Here is a 23,485-nt window from a genome sequence, read left to right as displayed (position 1 = left end):
AGCTGAAAATCCGGGCCGGGACCGAGCGCCAAATCGGTCCCGGCCGCAGGCCCTGTCGATCGCGTCCAGAGGCAAGAAGAGCGACCTCCGAATTCATCGGAAGCGCAGCAGAGGTGACGACAAACACCATCCGGGCCGGGCACGCGCGCCGTCGCCTGAAAGCACCGGGCAAGGGAGGACACCGTGACGACGATAACCAACATTCACGCGACAACGGAGGGTGACGGGAAGCTGCACCGCTCCATCAGCTGGACCGGGGCCTTCTGGGTGGCGAGCGGCGTGCCTGCTTTGGTGCTGTTCTCCATCGGCGGCATCGCCGGCACCACCGGGACGCTCTCGTTTCTGATCTGGGCCATCTCCATCGGCATGGGCTTCATCCAGTCCTTCATCTATGCCGAGATCGCCGGCCTGTTCCCGAACAAGTCGGGGGGCGCCTCCATCTATGGCGCGGCTGCCTGGGTGCGCTACGTGAAGCTGGTGGCGCCGCTCTCGGTGTGGTGCAACTGGTTTGCCTGGAGCCCGGTGCTCTCGCTCGGCTGCTCCATCGCCGCCGCCTACATCCTCAACGCCTTCGCCCCCATCCCGGCGGTGAACGGACCCGAGGTGGCGCAGTGGATCGCCGCCCATGCCACCACCCTCACCGGCACCGATGCCGAGAAGGCCGCCGCCGCGGTGGCCGCGCTGACACCGGCCGTGCGCGACTGGACGCTGTTCTCCCACGCCATCGGCCCCGTCTCCTTCTCGCTGAACGCCTCCTTCTTCGTGGGCGCGACGCTGATGCTGGTGGTGTTCGCCATCCAGCACCGGGGCATCATGGGCACCGCTAGCGTGCAGAAGTGGATCGGCCTCTCGGTCATCATTCCCATGGTCATTGTCGGCCTCGTGCCGATCCTCACCGGCAAGGTGGACTGGGCCAACTTCTCGCCGCTGGTGCCGCTGGCCGCCGCCGGCGCGGCCGATCCCGGCAGCTGGAACATCCCGGGCTGGACGCTGGTGCTCGGCGGCCTGTTCATCGCCGCCTGGTCCACCTACGGCTTCGAGACCGCCGTCTGCTACACGAGCGAATTCCGCAATCCCGAGAAGGACACCTTCAAGGCCATCTTCTATTCGGGCCTTCTGTGCCTCGCGCTCTTCATCCTCGTGCCCTTCACCTTCCAGGGCGCGCTGGGACTTTCGGGAATGCTGGACCCGGCCATCGTGGACGGCTCGGGCGTCGCCCAGGCGCTAGCCCACATGGTGGGCGGCGGCAAGGTCATCGAGAGCGCCCTCGTGATGCTCATGATCCTCGCCCTCATGCTGTCCATCATGACGGCCATGGCGGGCTCCTCGCGCACCCTCTACCAAGGCGCCGTGGACGGCTGGCTGCCCCGCTTCCTCGACCATGTGAACGAGCACGGCGCGCCCACGCGGGCCATGTGGGCGGACCTGTGGTTCAACCTCGCGCTGCTCGCCATCGCCTGCGCGGACGCCACCAGCTTCTTCTTCGTGCTGGCCGTCGCCAATGTCGGCTACATCATCTTCAACTTCCTGAACCTCAACTCCGGCTGGATCCACCGCATCGATTCCGGTCACGTGGCGCGGCCCTACAAGGCCCCCACCATCCTCATCGTGCTCGGGACCGTGTTCGCCTTCGCCAATGCGGTCTTCATGGGCGCCGGCGCCAAGGTGTGGAACCCGGTGGCACTGTGGGCGGGGCTCATCACCGCCGCCCTCATCATCCCGGTCTTCATCTTCCGGCACTATGTGCAGGACGGCGGCAAGTTCCCGCACGAGACCTTCGAGGATCTGCAGGTCGGCGATGGGACGAAGACCCAGAAGCGCGCCGGCATCCTGCCCTATCTCACGCTCATCGCCGGCGTCGCGGTGGTGATCCTCTCCAACCTCTTCTTCCACCTCTGATCCGCAAGGAACATGCAGGATGACACAGGGACTTTCCGCCTTCTCGCGCCTCTCCGCGCTGTCCGACCGGCACCGCGCGCTCGGCACCGCCTTCGAGGCCTCCTGGAACGACATGCCGGTGCCGCAGAACTACGCCACCGACACCTATGACGAGGTGATCGCGGTGCGTACTGCCGCCGGCCTGTTCGACGTCTCCGCGCTGCGCATCATCGACGTGGCTGGCAAGGAAGCGCTCGCCGTGCTGAACGAGATGTGCACCTCGGACATCTCGAAGATCGCGCCTGGCGCCTCCTCGCTCTCCAGCGTGGTCGACGAGAACGGGTCCCTCATCGACGACGTGCTGATCTATTGCGATGGGCCCAACGCCTATCGCATCTCCCACGGCGGCGGCTCGCTGGAGGACATCCTGCCCGGCGTTGCGGCGGGCCGGGACGTGACCTTCACCAAGGACAACGACGTCCACATCATGTCCCTGCAGGGGCCGAAGGCGCTCGACATCCTCAACCCGAACACCCCGTTTGCGCTGGAGACCCTGCCCTATTTCGGGCACCAGCGGACGACCCTGTTCGGCCGCCCCGTCTCCATCGCCCGCGGCGGATACTCCGGCGAGCGGGGCTACGAGGTGTTCTGCGCGGCGGCGGATGCGGTCGCCTTGTGGGACGCCATCCTCGCCGCCGGACAGCCGTTCGGGGCCATGCCGGCCTCCTGGTCCTGCCTCGACGTGGTGCGGGTGGAGGGCGGCCTCCTGTTCTTCCCCTATGACATGCCGCAGGGCGACACCACCCCGTGGGAAGTCGGCCTCGGCTGGACCGTGGACCTGTCGAAGCCCGCCTTCCGCGGCCGTGACGCGCTGGTGCGCCGCAAGGGCCAGGAGCGGGTGGCACAGGTGGGGGTGGAGATCGACCACCACGCTGCCGTCGAGCCCGGCGCCAAGCTGTTCCGGGACGGCAGGGAGGTGGGACTTCTGAACTCCACCGCCTACAGCCACTACCTCATGCGCTCCCTCGCCCTTGCCCACGTGACGCCGGAGCTTGCCACCTGCGGCACCGAGCTGGAGGTTCGTGGGGCCGATGGCACGTTCGTGGCGCGGGTGGTGAAGACGCCCTTCTACGACCCGCTGCGCCTGCGCACCCACCCGCTTGAAGAACGTACGGCCTGAAACCTTAGCCACCTCAGGCCGTCGTGCCCCAGGGCTCCCTCCGACGCGCTGCCTCCGAGGCGCGTCCTGAGGGGCTTCCCCCCTGGGCGCTGCCGGAGAGCGTGCCGTCCCAATCGCGCTCTCCGGCCCTTCCCACTTGGGGCCGGCGTCGGCCGGCCCCATTTTTCTGAACGAGCCCCGCTACATGGTCCCTTCGCGTCCCCAGAATTGCCAAGCGCCGAAGCTTCGGCTTTATTCGCCGCAACAAGAATTTCGCGTGTGGCGAATCCGTTGGGGCACGTTGCCATGGTCGATGCCGATCACCCCCGGCCCGCTGCCCTTTCTGCCCGCTACAGCGCCGTGCGCCTGAACAGCCCGGACTGGTTCGCGCGCGTGGGCGATGTGGCCCGCTCGATCGGTTCGGACCGCTTCCATCGCGAGCTGGTGGAACTCGCCGGCGCCGCCATCAACCACGATGCCTGCTGGATCATCCGCTATTCACGCGTGGCGCCGCCGGATGTGCTCTACACCAAGGACGTGGCGAGCGACGTGGTCGCCTATTATTCCAACCTCTATTCGTCCGTGGACCCCTTCTCCGAATACTGGAGGAACAACGGCAGTCCCGGCGTGCTGATGCTGAACGACGTGCGCTCTCCCGGCCAGTCGTGGGACATGTACCACAAGGTTTTCCAGACGCTGGCCAGCATCTCCGACGAACTGGGCATGTTCTTCTCCACCGTCGGCCATTGCTGCTTCGGCCTGTTCCTGGAGCGGGAGACGGGGCGTTTCTCGCAGACCGACATCGAGCGCGCGCGGCTCATCTTCCCCATGCTGGAGGGCTTCCACCGCTCCCACCTCGGCGCCCTGTTCAACGATTTGCGCAACCCGCGCGGGGCGCAGGTGGAAGGATTCATCACCCGGCCCACCCTCATCGAGGACCGCTTCGGCGTGGATGTCTTCGCCAACGATGCCTGGCGCGACGCCGCCCGGCGCGCGCCCGCCCTCGCCGATGCGGTGGAGGCGCTGCGCGTCGCTCCGGCCGGGACGATCCATGCCTCGGGGCCGCTGAGCGTGAAGGTGGAGGCCTTCGACCGCGATTTTCCGCTCGCGCCGGGCGGGCGCATGTATGTGCTCGATGCGCCGCAGCGCGGGGCGGAGGACGATCCCGACCGCCTGCTGGAGGACGCGCTGGGCATCTTCACGCCGCGCGAGCGCGAAATCCTCCTGCTTCTGATGAACGGTCAGACCACCGGCGAGATCGCCCAGAAACTGAGCCTCAGCAAGGGCACCATCAAGAACTGCCGGCTGCGCATGTATCGCAAGACCGGCGTCGGCTCCGAGCGCGCGCTGGTCAAGCACGTGATGCAGTCCATCGGGGCGCGTTAAAGCAGAGGCCGGCTATTGCGGCAGCGCTGCCGAAATGCGCTGGGCGGCATCGAGAAGCGCCGGCAGGAAGCGGGTGCGCATCGCCTCGATGGAGCAGCGCCCCTCATGGGTGGAAACATTGAGGGCGGCCAGCACCTCCCCACGCCGGTTGCGCACCGGAACGGCGATCGAACGCAGGCCGAGTTCCAGCTCCTGGTCCACCAGCGCCCAGCCCTGCCGGCGCGCATTCTCCACAGCCTCCTTCAGGGCCACCATGGTGGCCACCGTTCGGGGCGTGCGCTTCTCGATTTTCACGCGGTCATAGAAAACCGCGAGTTCCGCTGGCGGGAGGCCCGAAAGTAGAACGCGCCCCATGGAGCTGCAGAAGGCAGGCAGGCGCGAGCCGATGGACAGGCCAATCGTCATCACCCGCGCCGTCGGCACGCGCGCCACGTAGACGATATCGTCGCCGTCCAGCACCGAGAGCGAGCAGGATTCCTGCAGGGAATTGACCACGTCGCGCATCACCGGCTGCGCCACCTCCCACAAGGGCAAAGAGGAGAGATAGGCGAAGCCCAGCTCCAGCACCTTGGGGCGCAGGGCAAAGAGCTTTCCGTCGGTCTCCGCATAGCCCCCGCGCACCAGAGTGAGCAGGAAGCGGCGGGCGGCGGCGCGGGTAAGGCCGGTGTGCTGCGCCACCTCGCTCAGCGTCATGCGCGGCTTGTACTGGCTGAAGGCGCGGATCACCTCGAGGCCGCGTACGAGGGACTGGACGTAGTCCTTGTCCTCGCCCGTCGTCATGCCCCCTCCTGCGAACCGCTGGCGGCGGAGTGCCCGGCCGGCGCATGATAGGGGCCGGCGTCCGCCTGCCCAGCGGCCCGGCTTATGTCGTCCGCCTGCTCGGCAGCGCGCGCCGCCATCAGACGCTCGTCGCGCCAGGCGACGCGAGCCTCCCAGTCCTCCAGCGGCAGCAGCGCCCGCCGCTCGGCCGTGGCGCGGGCGACGAGGGCCTCGCTCCATCCTTCCGGCTGGCCGCGCTCGGCCCCCATCTGCCGATATCGCTCGCCCATGCGCTGGGCATGCTCGGCGAGGCCGCCGCGATAGTTGAGATCCGCCGTCTCGAACGGCCCGACGATGGACCAGCGGAGCCCCAGGCCCGAGGTCATCACCCGGTCGATGTCCGCCACATCCGCGATGCCCTGCTCCAGCATCCAATAGGCTTCGCGCAGCACGGCACCCTGGAGCCGATTGTAGATGAAGCCGTTCACCTCGCGCTTCAGCACCACCGGCACCTGCCCTGCCCGCGCCATGAGCGCGCGCGTGCGGGCGGCGGCAGCTGCATCGGTGAAGGGGGCGGGCACGATCTCGACGATCGGAAGCAGATGGGGCGGATTGGCCGGATGGGCGACGAGGCACCGCGCGCGGCCGGGCAGACCACCGGCGAACTCCGAGGCCGGGAGCGAGGAGGTGGAGCTGGCGAGGACCGCATCCGGCGGCGCCATCTCGTCCATCGCGCGAAACAGCGCGATCTTCAGGTCCAGCCGCTCGGGGACGCTCTCCTGCACATGGATGGCACCATCCAGGGCATCAGCGAGCGTATCGACCACGCTCACGCGCGCCATCACCGCCTGCGGGGACTCATCCAGCAGCCCGTGCGCGGTGAGCATCGCGAGACGCTCTTCGACGGCGGGTAGAACGGCGCCGCGAACGTCCGTCGATGCATCATGGACCCTCACGTCGAGGCCTGCCCGGGCGAACACGATGGCCCAGCCCACGCCCATGCTCCCACCGCCCACGAGAGTGACGGGTCCGCTCCGGCCTTCGCTCATGGCGCGCCCCAATGTGCGTTCTAAACAATATATGTTCGTAATGCGAACAAGAGAGGAAAGCAAGGACGCAGGATCTGAAACGCAACCGGAGCGAGACTAAAATGAATCAAGTAACTGTAAATTATATATTTATTCCAGCATAGATCGATCAGTTCGCAGATGCAGCATCGATTCTCCTTGACTGCGATCGCAGCTACGCCGTACCAAACTACGCATTATAGTGCGCATATCGCACAAATGGAAGTTTGCGCGACGAGCCCCGCCCAAGCCCCCATCGGGGCGCGCAGCGGGCCGCCGGAAGCGAAACGGAACGCCGGCGTGCGGATGTGCTGACCAACCGGCCACTTCAGTCCCGCGTTGAGCTCGATGGAGGAAATATGAAGACCAAGGCTCTCGCTGCGTCCTTCGCGGCCGCGCTCCTCGCCAGCGCTATGATGGTCGCCCCCGCGGCCGCCCAATATGCCGGCGGCGGCGTGAAGATCGGCGTGCTGACCGATATGTCGGGGGCCTATTCGGACCTCGCAGGCTCGGGATCGGTGGAAGCCGCGAAGATGGCCATCGAGGACTTCGGCAAGCCCATCAACGGCAAGCCGGTCGAGCTCGTCTCCGCCGACCACCAGAACAAGGCGGACATCGCCTCCGCCACCGCCCGCAAGTGGTATGATACGCAGGACGTGGACGCCATCTTTGACATCAATGGCTCCGTGGCGGCGCTCGCGGTGCGCGAGGTGGCCAAGGAGAAGGGCAAGGTCGACATCAATTCCGGCGCGGCGTCCATGTCGCTGACCAACAAGGCCTGCTCGCCCACCGGCCTGCACTGGACCTACGACGTCTATTCGCTGGCCGCCGGCACCGGCAACGCGCTGGTGAGCGAAGGCTACAAGACCTGGTACTTCATCACCGCCGACTACACCTTCGGCCACGACCTGGAGAACCAGGTGGCCAAGATCGTGAAGGAGAAGGGCGGCACGGTGAAGGGCTCGGTGGCCCATCCCTTCGGCTCTTCCGACGTATCGTCCTATCTGCTCCAGGCGCAGGCTTCCGGCGCCAAGATCATTGCCATGGCGAACGCCGGCTCCGACACCATCAACACCATCAAGCAGGCCCGCGAGTTCGGCATCACCCAGGGCGGCCAGACGCTCGCGGCGCTGCTCCTGTTCCTCACCGACATCCACTCGGTGGGCCTCGACGCCGCCCAGGGCATGGTGCTGACCACTGGCTTCTACTGGGATACGGACGACAAGACCCGCGCCTTCTCCAAGCGCTTCGCCGAGCGCATGAAGGGCAAGATGCCCACCATGGTTCATGCCGGCGTCTATTCATCCGTGCTGCACTATCTGAAGGCCGCCGAGGCCGCCGGCACCGACGAGGGCGAGAAGGTGATCGCCAAGATGCGTGAGCTGCCCATCGAGGACATGTTCGCCAAGAACGGCAAGATCCGCCCCGATGGCCGCATGGTCCACGACATGTATCTGGCCAAGGTGAAGTCCCCCAAGGAGTCCAAGGGCCCCTGGGACTATTACGAGATCGTCCGCGTGATCCCCGGCGACGAGGCCTTCCAGCCGCTCAGCGAGAGCACCTGCCCGCTGGTGAAGAAGTAATCTCGCGCGCGCCGGCCCGTCTCCTCCCGGACCCGGCGCGCGCCCCGGGCGCCCGCGCGCACTTGCGGCGCGGGCGCCCGGGGTTTTTCCTTATCTCCGCACGGTCAAGAAGGCGAAGCCCATGCTGTTCCATGTCGAGATGCAGGTGAACATCCCGCACGACTTCCCGGCCGAGAAAGCGGACGCCATCAAGGCGGCGGAGAAGGCCTATGCGCAGGATCTTCAGCGGCAGGGCAAGTGGGTGCATCTGTGGCGCATCGCGGGGCGCTACGCCAACGTCTCCATCTTCGACGTTTCGAGCGTGGACGAACTGCACACGCTCCTCTCCTCGCTCCCCCTCTTCCCCTTCATGGACATCAAGGTGACGCCCCTGACGCGCCACCCCTCCGCCATCTGAAGCCGCGCCCGAAGGATCACCGCATGCCCTACATGATCGAGACCTTCGACAAGCCCGGCACGCTGGACTTGCGTGCTCAGGTGCGGGACACCCACCTCGCCTTCCTCGATGCGCACAAGCACCTGCTGCTCGCCTGCGGCGCCAAGCTGGACGACGACGGCAACGCCGCCGGCGGCGGGCTCTATGTGGTGGCGCTGGAGACGCGGGCGGAGGCGGAAGCCTTCATCGCCGCCGACCCCTTCTTCACCGCCGGCCTGTTCGAGCGTGTCCAGATCCAGCGCTGGCGCAAGGCCTATGTGGACGGCGTGTGCTACCTGCCGGAGGCGAAATGAGCCCGCGGACCCTGGTCACCGGCGGATCGAGCGGCATCGGCCTCGCGGTAGCGCGGCAGGAACTGGCCGCCGGCCGCGCCGTCGTGGTGCTGGACCGTGAGCCGCCCCCCGCCGATCTCGATGCCCGCTTCATCTGCGTCAACCTCATGGACGAGGCCGCGACCACCGCCGCCCTCGCGGAAGCCCTCTCGCACGGCCCCATCACCCGCCTCGTGAACAACGTGGGCATGGTGCGACCCGCCAGCCTCGACGACACCACTGCGGATGATTTCGCCGCGGTCATGCGGCTCAATCTCGGCGTCGCCATCCAGGCCACGCAGGCGCTCCTCGCGGGCATGCGGGCGGCACGCTTCGGGCGCATCGTCAACGTTTCGAGCCGCGCCGCCTATGGCAAGGAGTTGCGCACCGCCTATGCCGCCAGCAAGGCGGGGCTCATCGGCGCCACCCGCACCTGGGCGCTGGAACTGGGCAAGGACGGCATCACTGTGAACGCGGTCGCGCCCGGCCCCATCGCCACGCCATTGTTCACTACAGCCAACCCGCCCGACGCCCCGCGCACCCGCGCCATCGTGGAGGCCATCCCCGTCGGCCGCATGGGCACCCCGGAGGACGTGGCGCAGGCGGTTTCGTTCTTCCTCTCGGACGAGGCCGGCTTTATCACCGGCCAGACGCTGCCGGTCTGCGGCGGCATCACGGTGGGCAAGGGCGCGGTCTGAAAGGCACCGCCCGTCAAAGGAGACCGCATGCCGTCCAATCCCCGCTGGACCCGCCGCCCCGAAGGCTCCACCTGGGGCGACTTCGGCCCGGACGACGAGCTCGGCCGCCTCAACCTCATCACCCCCGACAAGGTGCGCGCCGCCGTCACCGAGGTGAAGGAGGGCCGCACCTTCTGCCTCAGCCTGCCCCTCGACCGCCCCGGCGGCAACGTGCTGAACGTGCGTCGGCTGCCGCCCGTGCTGAAGCCCACCGGCACCGAGGACGCGCCGCGCTTCAACGCGCAGCTGTGCGTAGAGGATGCGAGCCTTGTCGACGTGGTGAGCGACGACAAGGTGGAGATCTGCCTGCAATACTCCACCCAGTGGGACAGCTTCGCCCATGTGGGGGCGCTGTTCGACGTGAGCGGGGAGGGCCGACCAGAGCCGGTCTATTACAATGGCTTCCGTGCCGGAACAGATATCGTCGGCCCGCGCGACGCCGAGGCGCGCGGTATCGCCTCTGGCGCGCATCGTCTGGGCATCCACAACGCCGCCCTCCATGGCGTGCAGGGCCGCGGCGTGCTGGTGGATTTGCTCTCCCTCTTCGGCCGCGCGCGCCATCTTGTCGGCTATGACGATCTCATGCGGGCCATGGACGCCCAAGGCGTGACCGTGGAAGAGGGCGATATCCTCTGCCTCTACACCGGCTTCACGCAGGTCGTGATGGAGATGAACGGCATCCCCGACGGCGCGATCCTGAGCAAAAGCTGCGCCGCCCTCGACGGCCGCGACGCGCGCCTGCTGCAATGGATCTCGGATAGCCGCATCGCCGCCCTCGTCGCCGACAATTATGCGGTGGAGCATCTGCCGGCGAAGCGCCTCGCCGCCACGACGCAGGCGGCCATGCCGCTGCACCACCATTGCCTGTTCAGGCTCGGCGTTCCGCTCGGCGAATTGTGGTGGCTGGCCGATCTCGCCGCCCATCTCAAGGCCGCCGGCCGTAATCGCTTCCTCCTTACCGCCCCGCCGCTGCGCCTGCCCGGCGCCGTGGGCTCTCCCGTCACCCCCATCGCCACCGTGTGATCTTCCACAGGAGACCCGGATGCCCTTTATCGCCATCGACGGTCGCACCACCCATTACGCGCTCGAAGGGGCGGAAGGCGCACCGGTCCTGCTGCTCGCCAATTCGCTCGGCACCAGCTTCCTCGTCTGGGACGCGGTGATGCCGGCGCTGACCTCCCGCTTCCGCGTGCTGCGCTACGACATGCGCGGTCACGGCCTCTCCGACGCTGCCCCGCTGCCGGATGAGAATACCGGCTATTCCATTGCCACCCTTGCCGGCGATGCGCTGGGATTGCTCGATTCTCTAGGCATCGAACAGGCCCATGTGTGCGGCCTGTCCATCGGCGGCATGGTGGCCCAGCATCTGGCGGCCCATGCGCCGGCGCGGGTGGACCGCCTTGTCCTGTGCGACACCGCCATGCAGATCGGCCCCGCCTCGGTGTGGAACGAGCGCCTCGCCGTCATCCGCCGCGACGGGCTCCCCGCCATCGCACCCGGCGTCATGGCCCGGTGGTTCACCGACGGCTTCCGCGAGCGGGTGCCGCACATCGTCCGCGGCTATGCCAACATGGTCGCCCGCACGACACTGGAAGGCTATGTGGGCTGTGCCATGGCGGTGCGCGACGCCGACCTGACCGCCTCCGCCGGCCGCATTTCCGCGCCGACGTTGGTCGTGGTCGGCGACAAGGACCCCTCCACCCCGCCCGCGGCGGCCGAAGCCATGGCGGCGGCCATTCCCGGCGCGCGGCTGGAGGTGATCGCAGAGGCCTCACACATCCCCTGCGTGGAGCAGCCGGAAGCGCTCGCCCGCGCGCTGCTGGAGCATCTGGGCGCGTGACAAGGTATTGACCTGACAGGCCGATCGGGCTGTGCCACGCAAGCACTCCCGATTGGGGAACGTTCTCAGCTCCCGGCCCTGCCGCCTTTGGCATCGGGCTTCGCCTCCGGCTTGACCTCCGGCGGGGGGCCTGCGGCGCGCAGGTTCACCAGTTGGTTGAGGAGCTGGAACCAGAACGGCGCACCAAAGGAGATCGCAATGGCGGTCAGGAGCCACCCGGCGACATTCAGCGCATCCGTCCAGCGCAGCTCCGCGCGCACGAGGCGCTCCGGTGAAACGCAACGGGTCGAACCTGTTGGCGGCGTTGCGGAAATTGACGGCTTGGCGGCCTCCGCACCGGTTTGTTGAGCGCCGGACGGACAAAAATGCCAGCCGATCGGCAGTGGCGCCAGATCGGACAGAATGCGCGAAACGGAGATATCCCCATCGGGCGGAAGCCCTTGTTTCGAAAAGACTTCCGCCTTCAGCTGAAGCTCGGCCCGCAACTGGGGGCTTTTCATCAGCGCATCCACGAGGGTGAAGGTATCCACGTTCAGGGCGGCGGCGAGGAGGAAGCCGATGGCCACCAGCCAGGCTTGGGTATGGCGCTTGTACTGGCCATTGAGCCGGTCCATGGCCTGATCGTACCAGCCATCCACCGCAGCCCGGAAGGAATCGAGGTCAGCGCCAGCGCTTTCCATAAGCGTAGTAAGGGCTTGCTTCAGCTTACCATCCGGCAGGGCCCCCACCGTCTTGCGGATGTCGACCATGGTATCCGCCTGAGATCCCTGGCTGACGAGGGAGAGGAGGGCGAGGGTGAAATTCCGCGCCGGCACGTAGGACGGCCTGCCCTTCGGGCTCGTCCCACCAACCAGGGCATGTCCATATAATTCCTCAGCTATTTGGCGCAGCTGCCCATTGGTTGTCCCGTCCGGGGCGACCAGTTCGCGGATGGCGGCTTCGAGGCCCTTCTGGCGGTTCTTGAAGATGGCGGCGACCTGCTCCTGAACGGTGGAGACGAGCAGACTCATCATGGTGTAGGTGAGCACCAGCGCGATGGTGATCGTGAGGACATCGCTTAAGGTCATAAGCCCCTCCCCCAATTGGCTTTTTCCAGAGGTCCGGCGCCCCCGCGCCGCATCACAGGACCACTGGACAATTGAATTGTATATCGCAACAAAACAACTTTTAGTATATACCTTCGCGCGCGCCCGCCGGCCGCTGAAGGAAAATCAGAACGGCAAGCCAGATAATCCCGTAGCCGGCACGTATTCGTCGAGGATTGTAAAGACCGTGCAGCTCGGCGCCAGAATTCTCACGCTGCAGCCAAGGCCATTCGCCAGAACGCGAGCGTCAAGAAGAGACGAGGCCCGACGCGCAATCGCACGAAAGCGACCGCTATTACATCGGCTTCGGCACGTCGTCTTGTCCAAGAAGCGAATTTGGCTGGGGGACCTGGATTCGAACCAGGATTAACGGAGTCAGAGTCCGCGGTTCTACCGTTGAACTATCCCCCAACACCCGGCGTCCGCAGGAGCGGAGGCGGGAGGGTCTGCCGAGGCAGGTGGGCTCTATACGCAATTCGATCGCCGGGTTCAACTCCCGATTCAGCGTCATTCACACCCCCTTTTCGAGAGGGGTAGCACCGGGGGTATCGGCAGCGTTCGGCGGCAATCGGACCTGACTCCCTATTGGTATACGTCATACGCAATGGTGCCATGCACAATTCGCTATGTTGCAATGCACGCTGATGCCCTATCTTCCCTTCATCAAACGGAGGCGAAAATGGTCACGATCACTGCACATGCTCCCCGCGAAACCGGCTTCTTCGGTCGCATCGGCAATGCGGTCGGCGACTTCTTCGACGCCATCGCCGAAGCCCGCGCCATGTCGGAGCGCTACGAGTATCTCTCTCGCCGCTCCAACAGCGAGCTCGCCGAGATGGGCCTCGACCGTCAGCGCATCGCCCAGGCTGTTGCCCGCGGCTTCTGAGAATTTCTGAAGGCCCGGCCGCGCGGTCTCGCGGCGGCCGGATGAAGTCCCTGTCTTCCGCGTTTCCTCCCAGTGCCTCAACCCGCTGTCGCAAGGCAGCGGGTTTTTTCTTTTGCCCCTACTCCACCTTCACCGTCACGCTGTCGCTGCGTCCATCCGCATCGATGACGGTGAGGCGGGCGAAGCCGCGGCCGGGCGGGGTCCAGAACAGGGTGCGGCGGTCCTCCACCCGCGCAACCGGGCGGCCGTCCATGAGCAGGGTCAAGGGGAAGGTGCCGCCATCCACCTTGAGGGCCAGCGTCTCCGCCCCCTCGGCCGCGACCCGCGCGCCATCCGGCGGATAGACCACCTCCAGCGCCTGCTCCTGCCGCGCCCGGCCGAAATGCCGCTGCGGCGGGGGAAGCCTTGCGTTGCCGGCCATCACCGCTCCGCGCGGGGCGGCGGCGAGGCTCGCGGGGGTGCGCACGATGCGGGCGAAGGCGTCGAACAGCAAAGGCGCCGCCGCCGCGCGGCCGGTGAGGTCGGGCACGGCCTGCCCGTCCGGACGGCCGACCCAGACGCCCACCGTGCGCCGCCCGTCGAAGCCCACCGCCCAGCTGTCGCGATAGCCGTAGGAGGTGCCGGTCTTGAAGGCGATACGCCCGCCGAGCGCATTCTCGGGCGCCGGCGTGCCCAGAAGACACTGGCCCACATACCAGGCGGCCACCTCGTCCACGAGGCGGGCCTTGCGCGGCGCCGCCACCGCCCCGTCGCCCCGGCGGAAGACCGGGGCATGGGCCTCCCCGCCCCGCGCCAAAGCTGCATAGAGGGTGGTGAGGTCGATGAGGCGGATGCCCACGCCGCCAAGGCCCATGGGCAGGGCCGGCGCGGCGCCGGGGGGCAGCTCCAGACGGCCGCCCGCCTGCTGCATGCGGCTCGCGAGGCGCTGCGGCCCCACCGCCTCCAGCAGCCGCACGGCCGGCACGTTCAGGGACAATTGCAGCGCCTTGCGCACGGAGAGGGTGCCCTGGAAGGTGCGGTCGAAATTCTCCGGCCGCCACGCGCCGAAGCGGGCGGGCCGGTCCTCGATCAAAGTCTCGGGATGGGCGATGCCGTCCTCGAAGGCGAGAGCATAGATGAAGGGCTTGAGCGTGGAGCCCGGCGAGCGCACGGCACGGGCGAGGTCCACGGCACCCGCGCGGTCCCTGTCGAAATAGTCGGCGGCGGCCACATAGGCGCGCACCTCGGCGCTGTCATTGTCCATCACCACGATGGCGGCGGAGAGCCCGCGCCCCAGCGTGCGGGTGCGCTCGCGCACCAGTTCCTCCAGCCGCTCCTGCAAGGGGGCATCCAGCGTAGAGAGGTGGCGGGCGAGGTCCGGCCGCTCCGCCGCCATCTCCTCGGAGAGGTGCGGCGCGATCTGCGGCAGGGGCCGGCGGGCCGTGGGCACGGCCTCGGCCTTGGCGACGCGCACCTCGTCCGGCGCGAGGAGGCCCTGCGCGGCGAGGCGGTCCAGCACGCGGTCGCGCGCCGCCTTCGCGCGGACGGGATAGCGGTCGGGCCGGCGCGTCTCGGGGGATTGGGGCAAGGCCACCAGCAGCGCCGCCTCGCCCAGCGTCAGCCGGCGCGGCTCCTTGCCGAGATAGGTGAGGGCGGCCGCACGCACCCCCTCGATGTTGCCGCCATAGGGCGCGAGGGTGAGGTAGAGTGAGAGGATCTCGTCCTTGGAGAGCCGCGCCTCCAGCTCCAGCGCGCGCCGCATCTGGGCGAGCTTGGCATCGAGCGTGCGGGCGCGCGGCGGCAAGGTGAGGCGCGCCACCTGCATGGTCAGCGTCGAGCCGCCGGAGACGACGCGCAGCGATCCCGCCGCCTGCCCCGCCGCGCGCAGCAAAGCGAGGGCATCGACGCCCCTATGGTCACGGAAGCGCCTGTCCTCATAGGCGAGGATCATGGCGACGAGGCGCGGGTCCACATCGCTCGCGGAGGCGGCGAGGCGCCAGCGCCCGTCCGGCAAGGCGAAGGGGCGCAGCAGGCGGCCCTCCTTGTCTACTACCTCGGCCGAGACCTTCGGCTCGGGCGGCGGCGGCGCGTTGGCGCGAAGGACGGCGAGGCCGGCCGCACCGGCCCCCACCGTTAGCACGAGGCCGAGCCCCGCCGCGCCCGCCATCCAGCGCCAGCGGCGCGGGGGAGCGGGGCGTTGGTCACCGATCGCGTCGGGGCCGCTCATCGCGCGGGCGCGACCTCCATGCTGCCGGCCGCCGTGCGGGCGAAGCGGTCGGGGCGGTACATGTCCTCCACCATGGCCGGCGGATGGGCATAGCGGCCGGGCGAGACGGCCCGCACCGTATAGGCGACGACGAAGGGCTCATCGCCCTCCTCCCGCGTCACCGAGGCGACGAAGCGGTCGTCGCGGAACTCCACATGGCCGGCCTCGCTGGTCTCGTCGAGCCAGGTGAAGCCGCCGTCGCCGCCCTTGATGAGGTTGGGGTTCTCGATCTCGAAGCCCGCCGGCAGGTAGTCCACCAGCAGCACGTCGGCGAGCGCGCTCTTCTCCTCCGAGAAGGTGAGCACCACCGCGAAGCGCTGGTTCTGCACCGCCTTCGTCGGGTCGGCGGGCTTGCCGTCGAGGGTGAAATACTTGCGGTCCAGCGTGAAGCCCTTGGAGATGGCAGGCTCGGGCGCCACGGGGGCGCCGTTGACGCCCACCACCACCTTCACCGCTTCGGTGCCCGCATTGCGCACCGTGAGCGGGCCGCGCTCCAGATCGGCCCGCGAGAGCTTGCTGCCGAAGGGGCCGCGGTTGAGCCCGCCGTCCACCTCCAGCGTCATGTTGGCGGCGCTGGCGGCAAGCGTGCGGGCGGCGAGCAGCATCCACGCATTTTCCTGCGTCGAAGTCCGCTCCGTGCGCACGCGGGCCGCATCCACGCGGGCGAGCGCCACGGCGGCGACCTTGTCCAGCCCCGCCTCGCGGGCGAGCACGGTGAGGGCGGCGGCATCGCGCAGCACCGATCCGAAATCGGCGCGGCCGATCTCCGGCGCGGTGGCGCTGGCGGGGATGCCCTCCAGCGCCACGTTGAAGGCCCGTTCCGCGCGGGTGCGGTCGCCCAGCAGCGCGAGGGCCGCGCCCACCTGCCCGCGGGCGAGGGGCGAGGAAAGGTCCTTCAACCGCGTGTCGGCGAGGTAGCGCAGGTCGCCCAAGGGCGCCCGGCCGTTGCGGGCGAGCACATAGAGGGCATAGGCGAGGCCCTCGCTGGCGGAGCGCATGTCGGCGCCCGCGAGGTTCACCGTGTTGCGCAGCCGGTCGAGGGCCAGCGAGAAGGCCTGATCGGGAATTGCGAAGCCCTTCTCCTTCGCGCGGGTGAGGAAATCCACCACATAGGCGTCCAGCCACGTATCGCTGCCCCCCGCCGACCACAGGCCGAACGATCCGTCCGACCCCTGCCGCGAGAACACGCGGACGATGGCGTCGCGGATGCGCTGGTCGGCCTCGGGATCGGCCGCCCGGCCCACGAGAACGGACAGCTCGTTGTAGGAGAGCAGCGGCAGGGCGCGGCTCGTCACCTGCTCGGTGCAGCCATAGGGGTAGCGGTCGAGGGCCGCCAACAGCGCCGGCACGTCGATGGCACTGGAGGGCGACACGCTCACCGCCACGCTGCCGGTGCCCGGCAGCAGGTCGGCGAGGAGATCGCGCGACACGCTGATGCTCTCGCCGGGGGCGAGGTTGCGCACCGTGCGCCGCTCGATGTCCGGATAGGCCGGGCGCACCTGCATCTGGAAGGAGCGGGTGATGTCGATGCCCTGCCCCGTCAGCCGTGCCGTGAGGGTGGCGGGGCCGACGCCCCGGCCCTCCAGCGCGAGCCGCACCGACTGGCGCTGCTTCTGGGCCAGCGTGATGGCCGGCACGGCGCCGGTGACGGCGGCGGCGCCGGTGGCGGTCACCTCCAGCCGGTACTCGCCCGCCGGGCCTTCCACATTGGTCAGGTCCAGGTTGAAGCTGGAGCGGTCGCCGGAGGCGAGGAAGCGCGGCAAAGTGGCGAGCATCACCACCTTGTCGCGCACCACCACGTCGGCCGAAGCATGGCCGAGGCGGTTCTGGCTCCAGGCGATGGCCATCACCCGGAGCGTGCCGTCGAAGGCGGGCACGGGGAAGGAGACGGTGGCGGTGCCGTCCGCCCCCACTTCCACGAGGCCGGAGAACAGCGCCACGGGCGGGCCCTGCGGCGGGCTCGCCATCATGGCCGCCTCGCCGCCGTCGCCGCCGGAGCGCAGCCGGCCGGCGGCGCCCTGCATGCCGTCGATGAGCGCGCCGTAGAAATCGCGGATGTCGGCGGCGAGCCGGCGCTGGCCGAAGACGACGTTATCCGGCGCGGGCGGCTTGTAGCCGGTGAGGTTGAGGATGCCCACATCCACCGCCGCCACCGTCACGAACGCCTTCTCGCCGGCGGGGAGGTTCGACAGCTTCACCGGGATGGCGAGGGTCGTGTTGGGGCGCATCTCGGCGGGCGGGGACAGCTCCACCTTCAGGGTGCGCGCCGCCTTGTCCACCGAGAACCACGAGAGGCCCATGGCGCGGCCGGGCATGCGGCTCGCCTGAACATCCAGCGGGCGGTGGAGGAAGGCGACCACATAGGCCCCCGGCCCCCAATTTCCATCCACCTTGAAGCTGACCTTGGCGGCGCCCGGCTGCACCTGCAGCACCTGCTGCGCGCGCACGCCGTCATTCACCACCATCACGGTCGCGGTGCCGGCCGTGCGGGCGGTGACGGTCGCTTCCAGCGTGTCGCCGGCGGCGTAGGCCTCCCTGTCGAGGGTGAGTTCGAGGCGGTCCGGCGTATCGGCATTGCCGTCGCCGCCGAATCCGGCCTCGAAGGTGAGGGAGGTGAGCGGCAGGCCGTCGCCCGAGAGGTCGAGGCGGTAGCGGCCGTACTGGGTGGGCACGGAGAGGCGCGCCGGCCCGTCGGCGGTGGTGGCGATGGTGCCCTCGCCCATGCGGGTCACGGTCTTCACCGGCTCATAATCCCACGAGCCGCTCACGCGGTACCACTGGTAGCGCGTCTCGATGCGCGAGAGCTTCCACGTCAATCCCGGCGAGGCGAGGAGCTTGTCGTCCACGCCGGCCACCACCACGTCGAAATTGGCCGTCTCGCCCTCGCGGACACGATCGGCGAAGAGCGGTTTCACGCCGATCTGGCTGCCGGCCGGGGCGAGCGGGAGCACGATGGTGCGCTGGACGGCGCGGCCGCCGGCCTCCACGAGGCGCACGAAGGCCTCCATCTCCAGCGGACGGGCGGTCTTCGGCAGGTCGCCGGCCAGCAGGCGGAGCGTGGCGCGGCCGCGGGCGTCGGTGACGGGGGCGTCGGCGGTGGGCTGGCGCTCGGCCAGAACCTCGTCCTGCGCATTGCCGAAGGCATAGCCGGCGAAGCCCGGGCGGTTGGCGGCGGCGCGCAATTCGGTCTCCGCCTCCACGTCGAGGCCGGAGGCGGGGGCGCCGAACAGGAAGCGCCCATCCACCAGCACCTCCACCGCCTTGTCGCGCGGCAGGCGCGGTGCGCGGGCGGTGAGGTCGAACTCCACCCGGTCGGGGACGTAATCCTCCACGAGGAACGTCACCTCGCCGATGGCCGGGGCCTTGAGATCGGTGAGCGCCTTCAACCGCCAGGTGCCGGTCATGGCACCCTTGAGGATTGGCAGGTCGAGGGTGCGCCCGCCCGCGCCCTGGTCCTGCACCACCACCCGCCGGTCGGCGACGCCATCCGGCCGCACCAGTTGCACGGTCAGCGGTACGTTGGGCGCCGCATTGCCCGTCGCGTCGCGCAAAAGGACAGTGAGATGTACCGTCTCGCCGGAGCGGTAGACGCCGCGCTCGGTGGCGAGGAAGGCATCCAGCGCGCCGGGCGCCTCGCGGCCGGAGACGCCCCGATCGGTGAGGTCGAAGGCGTTCTCCTTCATGGAGAGGAAGGCGTAGTCGCCATTGGCGGCGCGCGCCGTCACCACCTCCGGCCCCATGCCGGCGGGGCCGCGCGAGAGGCCGGCATCGAAGCGGGCATAGCCGCTGGCGTCGGTCTTCGCGGTGCCCAGCACCTCATTGGAGCGGGCCACCAGAGTCACGTCCGCCCCGGCCACCGGCTCGGCACCGCCGAGCGAGCGCACCAGAACGTGGACGCCATCCGGCCCCGCAAGCGCGGTCATGCCGAGGTCGGAGACGATGAACCATTGGGTGGCGAGACTGCCGTAATCGTCCTCGCCCGAGGTCTCGCGCGGCTCGGCGGTCATGGCGTAGACGCCGGCTTCCAGCTTGCCCACCGCCTCGTTGACCGGGATGGCGGTGACCACGTCGGCATTCAGCGCGCCGTCCACCTCCAGCGTACCGGAGAACACCTCGATGGCCGCACCCTCGGCGAGCCGCTCGCGCACATAGCCGTCGAGGCCCTGGCGGAACTCGCCCTGGATGGCGGTGGGCACGAGGCCCCGGTCGCCGATGCGCAGCACCTTGATCTTCAGTTCCCGCGTGTTCACCGAGGTGACGGGGATGCCCTTCTGGCCCGTGCGCGGCAGCACATAGTTGCGGCCGGAGAAATGGGCGGAGGGCTGGCGGTCGCGCACATAGATGGAAAGCTCGGTCGCCTTCTTCAGCTTCTCGCCATTGGCCGAGGGCACGCCCGGCCGCACCGCGATGGTGTAGCGCGAGCCGTGCTTGAGGCCTTCCACGCAGATCTGCCGCGCCTCGCCGGTGATGGCGGGCTTGTCCATTCCGCCCACCTGCACGAAGGCGGCGAAATCGGTGCCGGGGGCAATGTCCTCGGAGAACTGTACGCAGGCGCGGGGCGTCACCGCGTCGGATTCCACCGAATAATCCACCAGCCGGAAGCCGTGCTCGTCCTTCAGCTTGTCGTAGAACGCGCGGTCGGCGGGGGTGTCGCGCAGGTCGAGGGCCAGCTTCATGGTGTCGATGGCCGGCTGCCACAGGCGCCGGTCCGCATAGACATGGCCGATGAAGGAAAGCGCCTCCCCCTCCTCCACCCGCGTCGCGGCGCGGCGGTAGGCGATGAAGGCGGCGGCCAGCGCATTGTCGATGAAGGTGGAGGCGTCCTCGTCGTCCGTGGGCTTGATGGCGGCGAGCGAGCGGGCGAGGCGCATCCAGATGGCGGGGTCCTGCGCCTGCACCAGCGCGAGGCCGGCATAAAGCTCGGCCGCGGCGCGGGCATCGTTGCGCTGGAAAGCCTGCGCCGCGTCGCGCCGCGCCTTGTCGATGGGGCCGGTGGGGGCGGTCGCCTCGCGGCGCAGCAGGCGCTCGTAGCGCCGGGCGCCGGTGATCAGGTCCTGCCGCTGGAACGTCTTCTGGCTCGCCGCGCGGGGCGGCAGCGGGGTGGCCGGCTGCGCGGGCGCGGGCTGCGCGGCGGGGGTTTGCGGGCGCGCCTGCTGGGCGAAGGCGGGCGTGCCGGGAACCGCGCCGGCCGTGAGCACGCTCGCCATGAGCGCGAATGCGAGGCCGAAGCGCGTGGGCAAAGGGGCGCGGTTGCGGCTGATATTGAGGAGACGACGGCGAAGGTCCATGGACCGCTCCCTCGGTGCGCAGCACCGTTGCGGGAGGCGAGGCGTGCGATGCGGCGGGACAGCTCCGGAGAGCGGCTCCTGCCCGCAGATCGTTCGACCGGCCCCCTCACGAGAAATGACCGACCGGTGCCCGTCATCCCCGTTCCGGAACGACGCAGCCCGACCCCGCACCGCCATCTATGCGCAACCCGAGCCGCTCGCCAAGAGGGACGTTTGCGGAACGTCAGTTATTCGCTGTGCGGGGACCGGACTCCCCTCTCCCCTTGCGGGAGAGGGGGCGGGGGTGAGGGGGCTGGCTCCGCCATCCCGGTTCTGGTGAAGGGGGAGAGAACCACCCCTCACCCCGGCCCTCTCCCGCAAGGGGAGAGGGAGTCCATGCGGCGACGATCCCGGCTTGAAGCCGTCGCGCAGGCGTCGCAGAATCGGGCAACATGCGGGGCGGCGCGACAGGGCGCGGGGGGCTTGATCCATGGTGTCGTTGAGATTTTCCGCCGGCCTGCGGCCGCTTGCCAGCGCCCTTCTCCTCGCCGCCGGCCTGTTCGGCGCGGTGCTCTCCACCCCCGCCCTCGCGCAGGTGGCCGACCCCCTCCCCTCCTGGAACGCCGGGGCGACCAAGACCGGCATCCTCGATTTCGTGAAGGCCGTCACCACCCCCGGCGGACCGGACTTCGTCGCCCCCGCCGACCGCATCGCCACGTTCGATCAGGACGGCACGCTGTGGGTGGAACAGCCGGTCTATACGGAGGTCGCCTTCGCCGCCGCCCGCGTGCGCGCGATGGCGAAGGCCAATCCGGCCCTGAACACCGAAGAACCGTTCCGCACCGCCATTTCCGGTGACGAGAAGGCCAGTGAGGAAGCCCTGGGCAAGCTCTCCTCCGGCGATTTCATGAAGATCATCATGCTGACGCTGGAATCTCTCACGGTGGAGGAGCTTCGCACCGCCGTGCAGGACTGGATGGCCACCGCCCGCAATCCGGTGCTCAACCGCCCGCACACCGAGCTCACCTACCAACCCATGCAGGAGGTGTTGCAGCTGCTGCGCGCCAACGGCTTCCGCACCTATATCGTCACCGGCGGCGGACAGGATTTCGTGCGCGCCTTTGCCGAGAAGCTCTATGGCATCCCGCCCGAGCAGGTGGTGGGCACGCCGGCCGCGGTGCGCTTCGGCTACGATGCCTCCGGCCGCCCGGTGCTGCGGCTGGAACCGGCCGTTCTGTTCGAGGACGTGTACGGCGGCAAGCCGGAGGGCATCCATCTCGTCATCGGCAAGCGCCCCATTGCCGCCTTCGGCAATTCCACAGGCGACCGGCAGATGCTGGAATATACCAAGGCCGGCAAGGGCGCGCGCTTCGCTGCCCTCGTGCTGCACGACGACGGCAAGCGCGAATTCGCCTATGGTCCGGCGCAGGGCCTGCCCAACTCCGAGGTCGGCACCTTCACGCAGAAGCTCTATGACGAGGCCAAGGCGCGCGGCTGGTTCGTCATCTCCATGAAGGACGACTGGAAGAAGGTGTTCGCCTTCGAGCCGTGAGGCGCCGTAACGTCCTCCTCCATTTTGGGGATGCGGCGCGGACCCGGTCCGTGGACCATGGCGTCGCGCTGAACCGAGACCTCCCGGGAAGCGCCGGCCGGGCCGCCGCTTCCCCGCAGGCGCCCGGCCGGATTTTTCTGACCGTCCCGCACCCGGACACCATCTCGCGCCCCGCGCACGCGCCCCTTGATCTGCATCATGGAAGGGGAGACGCTGCCGGCCGACAGCTTGGGGCGAGCATCCGTGCGGAGGCCCTGCCCCCTGGCCGGCCCGGACGGCGGCACGAGGGAGAGCGCACATGACCGCTCATTTGGCCGCGGCGGCGGCTCAGGACGCCCAGCAAACGCGCCATGCCAAATACGATCGCCTCATCGCGGCGGCGCAGGCGCTGCCGAAGCTCCGGGTGGCGGTCGCCCATCCGTGCGACGACGTTTCCCTGCGCGCGGCGCTGGAGGCTGCCGGCCTCGGGCTGATCGAGCCCATCCTCGTCGGCCCCCCGGCCAAGATCGCGGCGGCGGCGGCCGGCGGCGGGCTCGACCTGTCCGGCGTGCGTCAGGTGCCCGCCGCCCACAGCCACGAGGCGGCCGAGAAGGCGGTGGCGCTGGTACGCTGTGGCGAGGCCGACGCCCTCATGAAGGGCAGCCTGCACACCGACGAGCTGATGGGCGCCGTGGTCGCCCGCGACACCGGCCTGCGCACGGCGCGGCGCATCAGCCACTGCTTCATCATGGACGTGCCGAGCCATCCGGACGCGCTCATCATCACAGACGCCGCCATCAACATCGCCCCCTCGCTGGAGGACAAGGCGCACATCGTGCAGAACGCCATCGAGCTGGCGCACGCGCTCTCCTTCCCGGAGGTGCGGGTGGCCATCCTCTCCGCCATGGAGACGGTGAACCCCGCCGTGCCCTCCACCATCGAGGCGGCGGCCCTCTGCAAGATGGCCGATCGCGGCCAGATCACCGGCGGCATCGTGGACGGGCCGCTGGCGCTGGACAATGCCATCGACCTCGGCTCGGCGGCCATCAAGCACATCTCTTCCCCCGTGGCGGGGCGGGCCAACGTGCTGGTGGTGCCGGACCTCGAAGCCGGCAACATGCTGGCGAAAAGCCTCTCCTTCCTCGCCGGCGCCGATGCGGCGGGCATCGTGGTGGGGGCGCGGGTGCCCATCATCCTCACCAGCCGGGCGGATTCGGCGACGACCCGCCTCGCCTCCTGCGCCGTGGCCGCGCTGCTCGCCGCCGCGCAACAGGCCTCCGCGCGGGCGGCGGCCAAGGCGCTGGAGGGCTGAACC

The 23,485-nt window shown here is 69.0% G+C and carries 17 protein-coding genes and 1 tRNA gene; 12 read left to right on the top strand and 6 right to left on the bottom strand.

What is annotated here, in order from left to right; all coding sequences use genetic code 11:
- The first annotated feature begins 183 nt into the window (after positions 1-183).
- The 3 genes from J2126_RS15755 to J2126_RS15745 all read left to right on the top strand — a co-directional run bounded on the left by J2126_RS15755 (position 184) and on the right by J2126_RS15745 (position 4,423).
- The gene (locus tag J2126_RS15755; protein ID WP_209487847.1) at positions 184-1,899 is read left to right on the top strand and encodes an APC family permease; all 1,716 of its coding nucleotides are present in this window, start codon (positions 184-186) and stop codon (positions 1,897-1,899) included.
- Between the two features lie 19 nt (positions 1,900-1,918).
- Positions 1,919-3,058: an aminomethyltransferase family protein gene (locus tag J2126_RS15750; protein WP_209487846.1), complete on the top strand. Its 1,140-nt coding sequence runs from the start codon at positions 1,919-1,921 to the stop codon at positions 3,056-3,058.
- 285 nt (positions 3,059-3,343) lie between these two features.
- A complete protein-coding gene (locus J2126_RS15745) occupies positions 3,344-4,423 on the top strand; it encodes a helix-turn-helix transcriptional regulator (RefSeq protein ID WP_209487845.1) in 1,080 nt (359 codons plus the stop codon).
- A gap of 12 nt (positions 4,424-4,435) precedes the next feature.
- On the opposite strand, the gene J2126_RS15740 is transcribed toward J2126_RS15745, so the two are convergent.
- Positions 4,436-5,203: an IclR family transcriptional regulator gene (locus J2126_RS15740; protein WP_209487844.1), complete on the bottom strand. Its 768-nt coding sequence runs from the start codon at positions 5,201-5,203 to the stop codon at positions 4,436-4,438.
- Positions 5,200-6,231 (bottom strand): 3-hydroxyacyl-CoA dehydrogenase, encoded by a 1,032-nt coding sequence (locus tag J2126_RS15735; protein WP_209487843.1) that lies wholly within the window; start codon positions 6,229-6,231, stop codon positions 5,200-5,202. The genes J2126_RS15740 and J2126_RS15735 overlap by 4 nt, the downstream gene beginning before the upstream one ends.
- Positions 6,232-6,608: 377 nt before the next feature.
- Between J2126_RS15735 and J2126_RS15730 the strand changes: the two genes are divergently transcribed.
- The 6 genes from J2126_RS15730 (at position 6,609) to pcaD (ending at position 11,156) form a co-directional block, all read left to right on the top strand.
- On the top strand, positions 6,609-7,832 hold the full coding sequence (locus J2126_RS15730) for an ABC transporter substrate-binding protein (RefSeq protein WP_209487842.1): 1,224 nt from the start codon (positions 6,609-6,611) through the stop codon (positions 7,830-7,832).
- A gap of 121 nt (positions 7,833-7,953) precedes the next feature.
- Positions 7,954-8,229, top strand: a complete 276-nt coding sequence (gene catC, locus J2126_RS15725; protein ID WP_209487841.1) for a muconolactone Delta-isomerase — start codon at positions 7,954-7,956, stop codon at positions 8,227-8,229.
- 23 nt (positions 8,230-8,252) lie between these two features.
- The gene (locus tag J2126_RS15720) at positions 8,253-8,561 is read left to right on the top strand and encodes a YciI family protein (protein ID WP_209487840.1); all 309 of its coding nucleotides are present in this window, start codon (positions 8,253-8,255) and stop codon (positions 8,559-8,561) included.
- Positions 8,558-9,277, top strand: a complete 720-nt coding sequence (locus tag J2126_RS15715; protein WP_209487839.1) for an SDR family oxidoreductase — start codon at positions 8,558-8,560, stop codon at positions 9,275-9,277. The genes J2126_RS15720 and J2126_RS15715 overlap by 4 nt, the downstream gene beginning before the upstream one ends.
- Before the next feature lie 27 nt (positions 9,278-9,304).
- Positions 9,305-10,339, top strand: a complete 1,035-nt coding sequence (locus J2126_RS15710; protein WP_209487838.1) for a cyclase family protein — start codon at positions 9,305-9,307, stop codon at positions 10,337-10,339.
- 19 nt (positions 10,340-10,358) lie between these two features.
- On the top strand, positions 10,359-11,156 hold the full coding sequence (gene pcaD / locus J2126_RS15705; RefSeq protein WP_209487837.1) for a 3-oxoadipate enol-lactonase: 798 nt from the start codon (positions 10,359-10,361) through the stop codon (positions 11,154-11,156).
- A 65-nt stretch (positions 11,157-11,221) separates the two neighbouring features.
- On the opposite strand, the gene J2126_RS15700 is transcribed toward pcaD, so the two are convergent.
- Together J2126_RS15700 and J2126_RS15695 are read right to left on the bottom strand one after the other, a co-directional pair.
- Complete coding sequence (locus tag J2126_RS15700; RefSeq protein ID WP_209487836.1) at positions 11,222-12,223, bottom strand: hypothetical protein; 1,002 nt, start codon at positions 12,221-12,223, stop codon at positions 11,222-11,224.
- 355 nt (positions 12,224-12,578) lie between these two features.
- Positions 12,579-12,652 (bottom strand) — tRNA-Gln (locus J2126_RS15695).
- Positions 12,653-12,920: 268 nt separating this feature from the next.
- Here J2126_RS15695 and J2126_RS15690 point away from each other — a divergent pair.
- Positions 12,921-13,127 carry a DUF1127 domain-containing protein gene (locus J2126_RS15690; protein WP_209487835.1) on the top strand — a complete coding sequence of 69 codons (207 nt, stop codon included), beginning with the start codon at positions 12,921-12,923 and terminating at the stop codon, positions 13,125-13,127.
- Between the two features lie 118 nt (positions 13,128-13,245).
- On the opposite strand, the gene pbpC is transcribed toward J2126_RS15690, so the two are convergent.
- Positions 13,246-15,333: a penicillin-binding protein 1C gene (gene pbpC, locus J2126_RS15685; RefSeq protein WP_209487834.1), complete on the bottom strand. Its 2,088-nt coding sequence runs from the start codon at positions 15,331-15,333 to the stop codon at positions 13,246-13,248.
- Complete coding sequence (locus tag J2126_RS15680; RefSeq protein WP_245327364.1) at positions 15,330-20,660, bottom strand: alpha-2-macroglobulin family protein; 5,331 nt, start codon at positions 20,658-20,660, stop codon at positions 15,330-15,332. The genes pbpC and J2126_RS15680 overlap by 4 nt, the downstream gene beginning before the upstream one ends.
- A 469-nt stretch (positions 20,661-21,129) precedes the next feature.
- Here J2126_RS15680 and J2126_RS15675 point away from each other — a divergent pair, with 469 nt between their 5' ends.
- Together J2126_RS15675 and J2126_RS15670 are read left to right on the top strand one after the other, a co-directional pair.
- Complete coding sequence (locus tag J2126_RS15675) at positions 21,130-22,191, top strand: HAD family hydrolase (protein WP_209487833.1); 1,062 nt, start codon at positions 21,130-21,132, stop codon at positions 22,189-22,191.
- A gap of 298 nt (positions 22,192-22,489) precedes the next feature.
- Positions 22,490-23,482, top strand: coding sequence for a phosphate acetyltransferase (locus J2126_RS15670; RefSeq protein ID WP_209487832.1), 993 nt, complete (start codon positions 22,490-22,492; stop codon positions 23,480-23,482).
- Positions 23,483-23,485 lie beyond the last annotated feature (3 nt).

This window comes from Xanthobacter flavus, assembly GCF_017875275.1.
GTDB classification, from domain to species: Bacteria; Pseudomonadota; Alphaproteobacteria; order Rhizobiales; family Xanthobacteraceae; genus Xanthobacter; species Xanthobacter flavus_A.
Note: the sequence above shows the minus strand (reverse complement) of the source record. Positions and strands in the feature narration are given on the sequence as shown.